We start from the raw sequence: 12,286 nt of genomic DNA on the forward strand, positions 1-12,286 counted from the left end.
ACCTCCAAGCCCGGCCCTTCAGGGCCGGGTCAAGTTGACGGCTGGCGTAGTCGAACGCTGTGGTGGCCCGGTCCAGCGAGCGCAGCGTGCCCTCCCGGTCACCGGTCGCGGCGGCCATCTCGGCTTCGCGGGCAGCCGGCCAGGACCGGGCGGTGGCGGATCCGGCCCCGCGTACGTGCTCCTGCGCTGCGGCCAGCATCTCCCGGGCCTTGTCCGGGGCCACCGCGTATGAGGCGTAACCCATGGTCAGGGCGACGACAGCCGGGTGTCCGGCCTCCCGGCCGGCCAGCGCCGCCGTCTCGTCGTAGTTTCGCGCGGTGGCCATGGCGCCCAGATCGCAGGCTGACCAGCCCGCCAGGGCAGCGGTCTCTCCCGCGGCCACCATGAGCGCCCGACGGTGAGGACCGGGGCGGTGGATCAGCGCTGTCAGGGTCTCCAGGTGGGTGCCCAGGCGTTCGGCCAGCAGCCGCGCGGGAATGTGATGTTCGCTGACGAACAGGTCGGCTGTGGCCCTCACCAGATCGTCGGTGACGCCGCTGTCCACGTCGGGACCGACGACTGCGGCGGCGAGCCTCCCCCACGGTTCGGCGGCCCTCCTGGTCTTCCGGTAGTACCGATGCTGACACAAGTCTGCGATACCGGCCGCTGGCGGCCACTGCTCGGCGGACCTCCTCCACGGACCGCGTCCGGATCGAGGTGGAGGACAAGTCCCGCGCCCGGCCCGTCCCGTGTACAGCCGCCTCCACCGACACGGGAGGGCGCGGCCTGGAGATCGTGGAGGCGCTCTCGGAGCGGTGGGGAACGGACCTGCTGGGCCGGGGAAAGCGGGTGTGGGCCGAGTCGCGCACGGAGTGACGTGGTGAGCGGCCCCGCAGCGGGCGTGCACGCCCGGACGTGCCGGGCGTGCCTCGAGCGGCAGACGAGTCGCGCTGTACGCCGGGTTCTGTTCCCGCCGGTCCTCGCGGTCCGGCGGGCGACGGCCATCCATCTACGGCTGCCGTCGCCGGCAGCCTCCAGCGGTCTACCCGCGGACTCGGGCGGGCAGCCCTCGGTCGTCCGCGCAGAGCCGTCGTCCGACGGCTCCTCTTGACCTTGCTCCAGGTGGGGTTTACCGAGCCGCCCAGGTCACCCTGGGCGCTGGTGGTCTCTTACACCACCGTTTCACCCTTACCGGCCGGCAGTGCCGTCCGGCGGTCTGTTTTCTGTGGCACTGTCCCGTGGGTCGCCCCAGGTAGGCGTTACCTACCACCCTGCCCTGCGGAGCCCGGACGTTCCTCGGCGGGATCCCACAGGACCCCGACGCGGCCGCCCGCGCGACTCGTCTGCCGCTCCCCCATCGTACCGGTGCCGTGACCGGCGCCGTACGCTGCCGGTGTCCGGACGAACGACCGCCCGGGCACCGCGGGTGAGAAGAGGAGAACCGAACGTGCTGGTGCTGCTGCCACCGTCCGAGGGGAAGGCGCAGGCGGCCTCCGGGCCGCCCGTCGATCTGCCCGGACTCTCGCTGCCCGGGCTGACAGCGGCGCGCGAGACAGTCCTGGCGGAGCTGGTCGCCCTGTGCTCCTCCGACCCGGACAAGGCCCGCGAGGTGCTGGGGCTGGGCGAACGCCTGCGGGACGAGGTGACGCGGAACGCGGCGCTGCTCACCGCCCCGGCCCGGCCCGCCGGGGAGATCTACACCGGCGTGCTGTACGACGCGCTGGGCCTGGCGACGCTGAGCCCGGAGGGCCGGGAGCGGGCCGGGCGGTCGCTGCTGGTGTTCTCCGCGCTGTGGGGCGCGGTGCGGGTGACGGACCCGATCCCCGCCTACCGGCTGTCCGGCGGCACGAAGCTGCCCGGCATCGGCCCACTGGGCGCCTTCTGGCGGCCGGCGCTCGGCGAGGTCATGCCGGGGGCGGTGCGGGAGGCCGCCGGAAGCGGTGACGGCGGTCTGGTACTGGACCTGCGGTCCACGGCGTACGCAGGGATGTGGAAGCCCGCCGGTGAGGTGGCCTCCCGCATCGCCACCGTGCGGGTACTGCACTCACGGACGGTGGACGGCGTCGAACGTCGCTCGGTGGTCAGCCACTTCAACAAGGCCACCAAGGGCCGCCTGGTCCGTGACCTGCTGGAGGCGGGCACCCGCCCGGGCACACCGGAGGAACTGGCCGAGGAGCTGCGCGCACTGGGGTACCGGGTGGAGGAGGGGCCGGAGCGGCCCGGCCGGGCCCGGCAGCTGGACGTGGTGGTCTCCGAGCTGTGAGCGGCCCGGCCCGGCGGCGGCCCGGTTGCGGTGGGCGCAACCCGGGTTGTGGGCCGGGCCGGGGCCCGGCATGGTCGGAGCATGGAAGGTTCTGCTGAGGAGACCCCGGCTCCGGACACCGTGGGGCCGGTCCTGGATCTCGCGCCGGTGCTGCCCGTGGTGACGGTCGAGGAGGCCGCCGACGCGGTGCCGCTGGCGAACGCGCTGGTGGACGGCGGGCTCCCGGCCGTCGAGGTGGCGCTGCGCACCCCCGCCGCGCTGGACGCGATCCGGGCGGTCGCCGACGAGGTGCCGGACGCCGTCGTGGGTGCGGGCAGCGTCCTGACCCCGGAGCAGGCCGAGGAGGCCGTCGCGGCCGGCGCCCGGTTCCTGGTCAGTCCCGGCTCGACCGGCGGGCTGCTGGCCGGGCTGAGCGCGGCCGGCGTGCCGTTCCTGCCCGGGGCGGCCACCGCGTCGGAGGTGATGACGCTGCTGGAGCACGGCATCACGGACATGAAGTTCTTCCCGGCCGAGCCCGCGGGCGGAGTGCCGTATCTGCGCTCACTGGCGGGCCCCCTGTCCGCCGCCCGGTTCTGCCCCACCGGCGGGGTGACGAACGAGTCCGCGCTCGCCTACCTGGCGCTGCCCAACGTGGCCTGCGTGGGCGGGAGCTGGATGATGCCACCGGACGCGCTGGCGGCCCGTGACTGGGCCCGGGTCACCCGGCTGGCCCAGGCCGCCCCGCGCAGCGCGGAATAGCACGGCGGCCCGGGCACCGGGGGTCAGCGCAGGTGGGCGGTGTCGTTGAACAGCCGCACGGTGACACCGCCGTCGCGGTAGTAGGCGATCGCGGACAGCGACGCAGCCGACAGCTCCATGCGGAACAGGGCCTCGGGTGGCGCGTCCAGGGCGAGCCGCAGCAGCGTCTTGACCGGGGTGACATGGGTGACCACCAGGACCGTCCGGCCGGCGTACCGGGCGATCGTCTTGTCCCGGGCCAGCGCCACGCGGCGGGCGACCTCCGCGAAGCTCTCCCCGCCGCCGGTGGGCCGGGCCTCCGGCGACCGCAGCCACGCGTCCAGATCCTCCGGGTGGCGCTCGCGCACCTCGCCGAAGGTCAGCCCGTCCCAGGCCCCGAAGTCGGTCTCCCGCCAGCCCTCGTCGATCCGTGGTTCCGCCCCCAGCCGGGCGGCGATCACCTGGGCCGTCTGCCGGCAGCGCGCCAGCGGTGAGCTGACGACGGCGTCGACCGTGCCGCGGGCGGCCAGCACCCGGGCCGCGGCTTCGGCCTGCTGGAGACCGGCGGGCGACAGCGGAAGGTCCTCGCCGCCGCTTCCGCTGAACCGCTTCTGCGGGGTGAGGGCGGTCTCGCCGTGCCGGAGCAGGACCAGGGTGGTGGGCGGCCCCTGGTCGGCCGGCCCCCAGCCGGTGGGCGCGGGCGGCGGCTGCTCCCGCCCGGCGGGACTCGTGCCGGGCGGGGACTCCCCGGCGGACGGGGTGTCCGCGGGCACCGGCCCGGCGGGCGGGGCCGACGGCTCCCAGCGCTCCCCGCGCCGGCCGGCGTCCATGGCCTCGTTGGCGAGCCGGTCGGCGTGCTTGTTCTTCTCCCGGGGGATCCACTCGTAGCGGACGGCACCCTCGGGGAGGATCTCGCGGGCCTGGGAGGCCAGGGGACGCATCGCCGGGTGCTTGATCTTCCAGCGCCCGGTCATCTGCTCGACGACCAGCTTGGAGTCGAGGCGGGCCAGCACCGTGGCCTCCGGGTCCAGCTCGCGGGCCGCCCGGAGCCCGGCGATCAGCCCCCGGTACTCCGCGACGTTGTTGGTCGCCGTGCCCAGGTACTCGGCCCGTTCGGCGAGCACCTCGCCCGTGACGGCGTCGCGGACCACGGCACCGTAGCCCGCCGGGCCCGGGTTCCCCCGCGATCCCCCGTCGGCCTCGACGACGAACTTCCGCGTCACAGCCCGGACTCGGGGGTGCGGACCAGGATGCGGCGGCAGTTCTCGCAGCGCAGCACCTCGTTGGGCGGAGCGGCCCTGACCTCGCCGAGCTCGGTGACGTTCAGCTCCAGACGGCATCCCTCGCAGCTCTTCTGGTAGAGCCGGGCCGCGCCCACACCGCCGTGCTGGGCACACAGCTTGTCGTACAGCTTGAGGAGGGCTTCGGGCACCGAACCGGCAATGACCTCGCGCTCCTTGCGGACGCGGTCGGCCTCGGCGTCGATCTCCCGGGTGGCGGCGTCCCGGCGGGCGGCGGTCTCCTCGACGCGGGCGCCGATCTCCTGGACCGAGGCGTCCAGTTCCTCCGCGCGTGCCTGCGCCGCCTCGTGGCGCTCCATGATCTCCAGCACCACGGTCTCCAGGTCGTCCTGGCGCTTGGCGAGGGAGGCGATCTCGCTCTGCAGGCTCTCCAGGTCCTTGGGGCTGGTGACCATGCCGGATTCCAGGCGCCTGCGGTCCCGTTCGGCACGGCTGCGGACCTGCTCGACGTCCTGCTCGGCCTTGGTCTGCTCCCGGCCGGTGTCACCCGCCTCGGTGCGGGCGGCGACCAGCAGGTCGCGCTGCTGGGTCAACTCGCTCTCCAGCGAGCGCAGTTCGGCGTGCTCGGGCAGGTTGTCGCGCCGGTGCGCGAGCTGGGTCAGCCGGACGTCCAGGGCCTGGACGTCGAGCAGGCGGATCTGATCGGCGGGCTCGGCGTTCAGTTGGGGGCTCCCGAGGTGGTGTCAAAGGCGGGCACGGACGCCGCGTGGGCGGTCCAGGGGTCGGTGACGCGGTGCGAGACGTGCACCCGCAGTCCCCAGCCGTGCCGTTCGGAGACGGCGTCCAGCTGGGCGGCGGCCTGCTCGCACCAGGGCCATTCGGTGGCCCAGTGCGCGGCGTCCAGCAGCGCCACGGGCGCCTCCTGGACGGCCTCGGAGGCCGGGTGGTGCCGCAGGTCGGCGGTGAGGAAGGCGTCGACGCCGGCGGCACGGGCCCGCGCGAGGAGACTGTCGCCGGAGCCGCCGCACACCGCCACGGTGCGCACCGGGCGTCCCGGGTCCCCGGCGGCCCTGACGCCCTGGGCAGTGGCGGGCAGGGCGGCTGCGGCATGTGCGGCGAAGGAGGCCAGGTCCATCGGTGCGTCGAGTTCGCCGATGCGGCCCAGTCCGCGGCGCCCGGAGGGGTCGTCCGGGTCGGGTACCAGCGGCCCGGTGACGCGCAGCCCGAGTGCTCCGGCCAGGGCGTCGGAGACGCCGGGATCGGCGCGGTCGGCGTTGGTGTGCGCCACGTGCAGGGCGACGCCGCTGCGGATGAGGGTGTGCACCACCTTGCCCTTGGGGTGGTCGGCCGCGACCGATGTGGTGCCGCGCAGATAGAGCGGGTGGTGGACGAGCAGCAGCTGGGCGCCGAGCCGCACCGCCTCGTCGGCGGTCTCCTGGACCGGGTCGACGGCGATCAGCACCCGGTCGACGTGGGCCCCGGGGTCGCCGCAGACCGGACCCACGGCATCCCAGGACTCGGCGCGTTCGCGCGGCCAGAGGGTGTCGAGCGCGTCGGTGAGTTCGGAGAGTACGGGCACGGGGTCAGGCTACCTGTCCGGGCGGGGGCCGGTTGCGGCCCGTTCCGCCGGGAGGGACAGCACAACCGACCCCGGTTGATCAACGGAATCGCCCGGGCGTCACTCTTGAGCGTGAAGCGTGCGCGGTCGCATTGTCCCCGGCCGCGCAAAAACCTAGCGTCCTCGACTGGAGGTGAGCGATCGATGACGGACGGTGGCACACTGACCCTCACTGCCGACGGCTCCTATGCCGCCCGGCTCGTCACCGCGACCGGCGGCGCCGGGTGCTACCCGGAGCGGTGGACGCTGGGCGGACCCGAGCCGTACGCGGTGCCACTGCCGGGGGAGCACCCCGAGGATCCGCTGAGCGAGGTGCAGCCACTGGCCGACGGCAGGGTGCTGATCAGCCGCCCGGGCGAGGGCTGCCGGCACTTCGCGCTGCTGTATCCCTCCGGTCCCGACACCGGGGAGCTGGCGCTGGGCTCGGTGGAGTGCGAGCAGTTGTCGCTGCTGCCGCCGGTCCCCGACGGCAGTACCCGGGTGTACGCCCTGGTCCCCGAGCCCGGTGGCACGGCGCTGTGGGAGGTGTGCGGCGGCGGGTACGGACCGCAGCTGGTGACCCGGGTGTCCGGCTGGTGCTCGGGGGGAGCCTGGCTGGACCGGGACGGTGCCGTGCTGGCGCTGGACCGCACCGACGCCACCGGGATCACCCGTACGGTCACCGTGGACGTCCGGCACGGCGGAGAGGCCGCCGAGCTGCTGCGCATCGCGGAGGACAGCAACGACCGGCTGATGCTGGCCGATCCGGACAGCGGGCTGCTGATCGTGCGTTCCGACGCGCCGGGCACCGACCGGCTGGGCTGGGCGGTGCTGGGCAGCCACCGTCCGGTGCGCTTCCCCGAGGCGCTGCACCCCGAAGGGGTCAGTCTGTCCCCGTTCGCGGCCCAGCCGGGCCAGGTGCTGCTGCCCGAGGAGTGTGCGGTGGCGCTGAGGATGATCGGCCCGGAGCACGAGTGGGTGGCGGTCTGGCGGCCGCAGGACCGGGAGCTGCGTCACGCGGCCGCCCCCGAGGGGTGGCTGGCGGGCTCCGGCCGGTGGACGCCCGGCGGCGAGCTGCTGCTGCCGTACTCCTCCGCCCAGGCCCCCTGCGGGCTGTTCCGGGCCGCCGTGCCCGAGCCCGCCGCCGCGCCGGAGCCGGTTCCGCGGGCGGCGGAGCCGCTGCCGTCGGGCGGGCCGGGCGGCAGCGGGTTCCCGGACGGAACGCCGCCCTCGTCCCCGGCCGGTTCCGCTCCGGCCCCCGGGGCGGCCGGCGGGCCGGAGGCAGCCGGCGGGCCGGTGCGGGGTGCGATGGGCGTGTGCACGCCCATACCGCTCCAGCAGGCCCCGCTGGCCCGGCAGTCCTGACCCGGCGCGGACCCCGGTGCGCGGGTGTCCGTGCCATGCGGCAGCATGAGGAGCCAGGAAACACGGGCATCCCGCACGACGGGTGCCGCCACGGGGACGCAGGGGGAAGAGTGGGGAGCACGCCGGGACCGCAGGAGGACACCCTCGCGGCCTTCGAGGCGGCCAGGGGCTTCATGCCCCTCGCCGAAGGGCTCGCGCTGCACGCGGCGGCGACGGAGGCGGCCCGCCTGGAGCTGCCGCTGCTGGAGATCGGCAGCTACTGCGGGCGCTCCACGCTGCTGCTCGCCGACGCGGCCCGGCGGGCCGGCACGGTGGTCGTCACCGTGGACCACCACCGGGGCAGCGAGGAGCAGCAGCCCGGGTGGGAGTACCACGACCCCGAGCTGGTGGCCCCGGACGGCGACGGCCGGATGGACACGCTGCCGTTCTTCCGCCGGACCCTGGCCGCCGCCGGGCTGGAGGACCACGTGGTGGCCGTGGTGGGAAGGTCGCCGCAGGCGGCAGCGGCGCTGGGCGGGGGCGGCGGCGGCCGGTACGGCCTGGTCTTCGTCGACGGCGGCCACACCGACGAGCACGCCGCGGCCGACTACGTGAGCTGGGTGCCTCAGCTCGCCGAGGGCGGGCTGCTGGTCATCCACGACGTGTTCCCGGATCCGGCCGACGGCGGGCAGGCCCCGTTCCGGATCTGGCGGCGGGCGCTGGACTCCGGCGCCTTCGCCGAGCACGCCCGGTGCGACTCGCTGCGGGTGCTGCGCCGGACGGGGCCGGGCTGCTGACGGTGCCTCGCGGGCCCCGGCGCCGAGTATCACGGCCTCATCACAAGCGTGTCGCCTGGGAAACAGTAAGCCGACCTGCCGGACCCGCGCCCTGCCGCATCCGTACGATGGGGCCGCGCCTGACAAGACCATGACTACGACGACGAACCGACAAGGACCTGACGTGAACAACCGCTCGCTCACACGAGGCGACGCAGTGGTGATCGGAGCAGCGGTACTGCTCTTCATCTCCTCTTTCCTCGACTTCTACAAGTTCTCGAGCTTCGGAAGCACTTCGACGGACACCGGCTGGTCGAGCGACTTCTTTCCGGTCCTGCCCTCGATCTTCCTGGCCGGTCTGATCGCGGCCGGTCTGATCGTCGGATCCCGGTTCCTGCCGCAGAGCGACAAGGAGTTCGCGGGTCTGAAGCTGGAGCAGTGGGGTATCGCCCTGGCCGTCTTCTCGCTGTGGAGCGCGTTCTGGACCCTGATCGGCGGCCCGAGCAGTCTGGACACCGGCCCGGGGCAGATCCTGGGCTTCATCGCCACACTCGTGCTGGCCGGCGGTGCGGTGGCCACCCCGCTGGTGCCCGCTCTGAAGGCGCCGCTGGTCAGCAAGTCCCCCAAGCCCGCTGCGCAGCCGGGACAGCCCGGGCAGCCCGGGCAGCCGGGACAGCCCGGGTACGGCTACCCGGGTGGCGGCCAGCAGCAGTACGGCGGTCAGCCGGGCGCGCAGCCCTACGGCGCGCAGCCTCAGCAGGGAATGCAGCCGGGCATGGAGCCCCAGCAGGCCGCGCAGCCCGCGCCGCCCCAGCCCGACCCCGACTTCCAGCCGTTCTGGTTCGCGGTGCCGGCCACCCGCCCGCTGTACGGCGAGGACGGCTCGCCCGCTCCGGTCGCCGAACTCGCCCCGGGCACCTGGTACCTGGCTGTGGAGCAGCGCGGCCAGACGCTGGTGGCGCAGACCCAGGACGGCCGCCGCGGGGTGCTTCAGGACACCAGCGGCATCCAGCGCGGCTGACCGCCGGCCGCGGGCCCGGTCGCCGGGCTGCGCCGAGGGGCCGGGAGGCGGGGGGGACGTCCCCCCTTCCTTCCGGCCCCTCGGCGTCGGCGCCTCCGCGGACCTCCGGCCGGCACGTCGCGGACGGCGGGCCGCCGGTCAGGGACGGCAGCAGTCGGGCTCCAGGCCGCGCGGCAGTTCCGCGCCGCCGAAGACGGCGCAGGTGGGCTCGTCACCGTTGAGCGCCGCCACGGCCAGCAGCACGGCGCCCGCCGTCCAGGCGGTGAGTTCCTCGGGCCAGACGGCCTTGTCCGCGAAGACGTAACCGGTCCAGTAGAGCCCGTCGTCGGCGCGCAGGTGACCGATCCAGCTCAGGATCCGGGCGGCACGCTCCCGGTCGCCCACCGCCCACAGGGCGAGGGCCAGTTCGGCGCTCTCGCCGCCGGTCACCCAGGGGTTGGGGGTCACGCAGCGGACGCCGAGGCCGGGGACGACGAACTCGTCCCAGCGTTCGTCGAGCCGGGCCAGGGCCGCGGGACCGCGCACCGCACCGGCCAGCACCGGGTAGTACCAGTCCATGGAGTAGCGGGACTTGTCGGCGAAGCGCTCGGGGTGGCTGCGGATGGCGTGGCCCAGGGCACCGGCCGCCAGTTCCCAGTCCGGCTGCGGAGCGTCCTGCAGTTCGGCGAGGGCCAGCGCGCAGCGCAGTGCCTGGTAGACGGACGAGGAGCCGGTGAGCAGCGCCTCGGTGAGCGGGGTGCCGTCGGGCTCCCGCTTCCAGCCGATCTCGCCGCCCTCCTGCTGGAGTTCCAGGACGAACTCCACGGCATCGGCCACCACGGGCCACATGCGCTCGCGGAACACCTCGTCGCCGGTGGTCAGGTAGTGGTGCAGGACACCGACCGCGAGGTAGGCGCAGAAGTTGGTCTCCTTGCCGCGGTCGGTGGGCCGGGCGGCGTCCCCGTCGTGGTAGGCGGCGTACCAGGAGCCGTCGGGGTTCTGATGGTCGGCCAGCCAGCGGTAGGCGGCCTCGGCGCACTCGTGTTCTCCTGCGGTGTCCAGGGCCATGGCCGCCTCGACGTGGTCCCAGGGATCGAGGTGGTGTCCGCGGAACCAGGGGATGGCGCCGTCGGGGCGCTGCACGGCGGCGATGCCCGCGACGGTCCGGGCCGCCTGTTCCGTGGTGAGCACACCGGGCAGGGTGAGCCTCTCCAGCCGCCCGGTGCGGCGCGGGAGGGTCACCCGCCGGTCCTCGGCAGGTGGGGCTTGGTGGCGTAGGCCACAAAGCTCTTGCCGATCAGCGGGTCGAGGGCGCGTTCGGTGACGCGGGTGGCCAGGGGCTTCTTCATGATGTCCCAGACCAGCAGCTTGTGGTAGGCGCGCACCGGGAGGGCCCTGTCGTTGTCCACCCCGAAGGCGCACTTGAGCCACCAGTACGGGGAGTGCAGTGCGTGGGCGTGGTGCGTGCCGTAGGGGCGCAGGCCGGCTCCGCGCAGTATGCCGAGCAGTTCGTGGGCGCGGTAGATGCGGATGTGGCCGCCCTCCACCTCGTGGTAGGCGTCGCTGAGGGCCCAGCAGATCTTCTCCGGGCCGTAGCGGGGGACGGTGACGGCCAGCCGCCCGCCGGGGCGCAGCACACGGACCATCTCGGCGAGGACGCCCTTGTCGTCGGGGATGTGTTCCATGACCTCGGAGATGATGACGACGTCGAAGCTGTCGTCGGCGAAGGGCAGGGCGAGCGCGTCCCCCTCCAGGGCGGTGGCGCTCGCGCCGGCCGGTGCCTCGCCGGCCTCCTCCATGGCGGCGAACCAGCCGGCGACCTCGCGGATCTCCTCGCCGTTGCGGTCCAGTGCCACGACGCGGGCGCCGCGCCGGTAGCACTCGAAGGCGTGCCGGCCGGCGCCGCAGCCCAGGTCGAGGACGCGGTCCCCCGGGGCGATCGGGAAGCGGGTGAAATCGACGGTGAGCACGGCGGTCAGCCTTTCGCGGTTCCGGGGTGCGCGGCGTGTTCGGCGAGGGCGGCGCGGTAGTGTCCGGCGGTGTCGCGGGCGGCCTGCTCCCAGGTGAAGCGGCTCAGCACGCGCTCCCGGCCGGCCGCCGCGAGCCGGGCGCGCAGTGCCGGGTCGGCCAGCAGCCGGCCCAGGGCGGCGGCCAGGGCGCCGGAGTCGCCGGGGGGCACGGCCAGGCACGTCTCGCCGTCCGGGCCCGCCACCTCGGGGGTGGCTCCACCGGTGGTGGCCACCAGGGCGGTGCCAGTGGCCATGGCCTCGGCGGCCGGGAGGGAGAAACCCTCGTACAGGGAGGGCACGCAGGCGACCTGCGCGCTGCGCACCAGATCCGCCAGTTCGCTGTCGCTGATGCCCTTGACGAACCGGACGGCGGGCCGGCCGCTGCCGTCCCCGGTGTCCTCGGCGGTCCCCTCGCCGAGGCCGAAGCGCCGCAGGGCGTCGGCGACAGGGCCGCGGGAGGGCCTGGTTCCGACGACGACGAGGTGCGCGTCCGGCTGCTCGGTGCGCAGCTTGGCCAGGGCCTCGACGAGGTGGATCAGGCCCTTGAGCGGGACGTCGGCGCTGGAGGTGGTGACGATGCGCCCGGGCACCTCGGGGACGGCGGGGTCCGGGTGGAAGATCCGGGTGTCGGCGCCGATCGGGACCACGTGGATCCGGCGGGCCGGGACACCGAGGTCCTCCACGATCTCGCGGCGGGACGTGCCGGAGACGGTCAGCACGGTCGGCAGGCGGCGGGCGACCCGCTTCTGCATCCGGGTGAAGCCGTACCAGCGGCGCACCGACATCCGGCGGCGGGCCGTGGTGGCCGAGGCCAGTTCCAGACGGCGGTCGACGGTGATGGGGTGGTGGATGGTGGTGATCAGCGGCAGATCCGGGCGCGAGGTGCCCAGCAGTCCGTACCCCAGGGTCTGGTTGTCGTGGACGATGTCGAAGTCGCCGCGCCGGGCCGCCAGCAGGCGGCGGGCGCGCAGCGAGAAGGTCAGGGGCTCGGGGAAGCCGCCGGTCCACATCGTGGCGGTCTCCAGGACGTCGATCCAGTCCCGGTGTTCGCTCAGCGCGGGGGTGCGGAAGGGGTCGGGCTCGCGGTAGAGGTCCAGACTCGGCAGTTCGGTCAGCGTGACCCCGTCGTCCAGTACGGGGTAGGGCTGGGCACCGATGACCTCGACCCGGTGACCGAGCCGGGTGAGTTCGCGGGACAGGTGACGGACGTAGACGCCCTGGCCACCGCAGAACGGGTTGCCCCGGTAGCTGAGCAGGGCGATTCTCAGCGGTCTGTCCAGGCCGGCCTCAGCGGTCACGCACAGCCCCTTCCTCACCATGTGCGCCGGAGCGCAACCGCTCGTCCCGCCGGGGACCGGTT

General features: G+C 74.4%; 12 protein-coding genes, 1 other RNA gene and 1 pseudogene. 6 read left to right on the top strand and 8 right to left on the bottom strand.

Translation table 11 applies throughout. The features are described 5' to 3' along the window. Window positions 1–628: pseudogene (locus ABD299_RS04575) on the bottom strand (transcriptional regulator); the annotation flags it as partial. 68 nt (window positions 629–696) lie between these two features. Between ABD299_RS04575 and ABD299_RS04580 the strand changes: the two are divergent. Continuing rightward, window positions 697–855 carry an ATP-binding protein gene (locus ABD299_RS04580; RefSeq protein WP_344259042.1) on the top strand — a complete coding sequence of 53 codons (159 nt, stop codon included), beginning with the start codon at window positions 697–699 and terminating at the stop codon, window positions 853–855. A gap of 61 nt (window positions 856–916) precedes the next feature. Here ABD299_RS04580 and rnpB read toward each other — a convergent pair. Next, window positions 917–1,321: RNase P RNA component class A (rnpB, locus tag ABD299_RS04585), an RNA gene on the bottom strand. Window positions 1,322–1,426: 105 nt separating this feature from the next. On the opposite strand from rnpB, the gene yaaA reads away from it, so the two are divergent. Both yaaA and eda read left to right on the top strand, forming a co-directional pair. Further along, complete coding sequence (gene yaaA / locus ABD299_RS04590; protein WP_344259043.1) at window positions 1,427–2,242, top strand: peroxide stress protein YaaA; 816 nt, start codon at window positions 1,427–1,429, stop codon at window positions 2,240–2,242. Between the two features lie 81 nt (window positions 2,243–2,323). Further along, on the top strand, window positions 2,324–2,980 hold the full coding sequence (eda, locus tag ABD299_RS04595) for a bifunctional 4-hydroxy-2-oxoglutarate aldolase/2-dehydro-3-deoxy-phosphogluconate aldolase (protein WP_344259045.1): 657 nt from the start codon (window positions 2,324–2,326) through the stop codon (window positions 2,978–2,980). 23 nt (window positions 2,981–3,003) lie between these two features. Here the strand turns inward: eda and ABD299_RS04600 are convergent, their stop codons facing one another. From ABD299_RS04600 to ABD299_RS04610, 3 genes are read right to left on the bottom strand one after another with little or no spacing between them, the layout of a single operon-like run. Beyond that, window positions 3,004–4,182, bottom strand: coding sequence for a bifunctional RNase H/acid phosphatase (locus tag ABD299_RS04600; protein WP_344259046.1), 1,179 nt, complete (start codon window positions 4,180–4,182; stop codon window positions 3,004–3,006). Continuing rightward, entirely contained in the window at window positions 4,179–4,922 is a 744-nt protein-coding gene (locus ABD299_RS04605) for a zinc ribbon domain-containing protein (protein WP_344259282.1), read from the bottom strand. The genes ABD299_RS04600 and ABD299_RS04605 overlap by 4 nt, the downstream gene beginning before the upstream one ends. After that, complete coding sequence (locus ABD299_RS04610; RefSeq protein ID WP_344259047.1) at window positions 4,919–5,779, bottom strand: Nif3-like dinuclear metal center hexameric protein; 861 nt, start codon at window positions 5,777–5,779, stop codon at window positions 4,919–4,921. The genes ABD299_RS04605 and ABD299_RS04610 overlap by 4 nt, the downstream gene beginning before the upstream one ends. A gap of 183 nt (window positions 5,780–5,962) precedes the next feature. Here ABD299_RS04610 and ABD299_RS04615 point away from each other — a divergent pair, with 183 nt between their 5' ends. From ABD299_RS04615 to ABD299_RS04625, 3 genes are all read left to right on the top strand, one after another. Next, window positions 5,963–7,162, top strand: a complete 1,200-nt coding sequence (locus ABD299_RS04615) for a hypothetical protein (protein WP_344259049.1) — start codon at window positions 5,963–5,965, stop codon at window positions 7,160–7,162. A gap of 173 nt (window positions 7,163–7,335) precedes the next feature. Next, window positions 7,336–7,938, top strand: a complete 603-nt coding sequence (locus ABD299_RS04620) for a class I SAM-dependent methyltransferase (protein WP_344259284.1) — start codon at window positions 7,336–7,338, stop codon at window positions 7,936–7,938. 163 nt (window positions 7,939–8,101) lie between these two features. Beyond that, window positions 8,102–8,938 (top strand): DUF5336 domain-containing protein, encoded by an 837-nt coding sequence (locus tag ABD299_RS04625; protein ID WP_344259050.1) that lies wholly within the window; start codon window positions 8,102–8,104, stop codon window positions 8,936–8,938. Window positions 8,939–9,076: 138 nt separating this feature from the next. Here ABD299_RS04625 and ABD299_RS04630 read toward each other — a convergent pair whose 3' ends face one another. From ABD299_RS04630 to ABD299_RS04640, 3 genes are read right to left on the bottom strand one after another with little or no spacing between them, the layout of a single operon-like run. Further along, window positions 9,077–10,159, bottom strand: coding sequence for a prenyltransferase/squalene oxidase repeat-containing protein (locus ABD299_RS04630; RefSeq protein WP_344259052.1), 1,083 nt, complete (start codon window positions 10,157–10,159; stop codon window positions 9,077–9,079). After that, window positions 10,156–10,887, bottom strand: a complete 732-nt coding sequence (locus tag ABD299_RS04635; RefSeq protein WP_344259054.1) for a class I SAM-dependent methyltransferase — start codon at window positions 10,885–10,887, stop codon at window positions 10,156–10,158. Before ABD299_RS04635 ends, ABD299_RS04630 begins: the two co-directional genes overlap by 4 nt. Window positions 10,888–10,892: 5 nt before the next feature. Next, window positions 10,893–12,245 carry a glycosyltransferase family 4 protein gene (locus tag ABD299_RS04640; protein WP_425581252.1) on the bottom strand — a complete coding sequence of 451 codons (1,353 nt, stop codon included), beginning with the start codon at window positions 12,243–12,245 and terminating at the stop codon, window positions 10,893–10,895. Window positions 12,246–12,286: the final 41 nt, after the last annotated feature.

The organism is Streptomyces sodiiphilus (assembly GCF_039529215.1).
Classification (GTDB): domain Bacteria; phylum Actinomycetota; class Actinomycetes; order Streptomycetales; family Streptomycetaceae; genus Streptomyces; species Streptomyces sodiiphilus.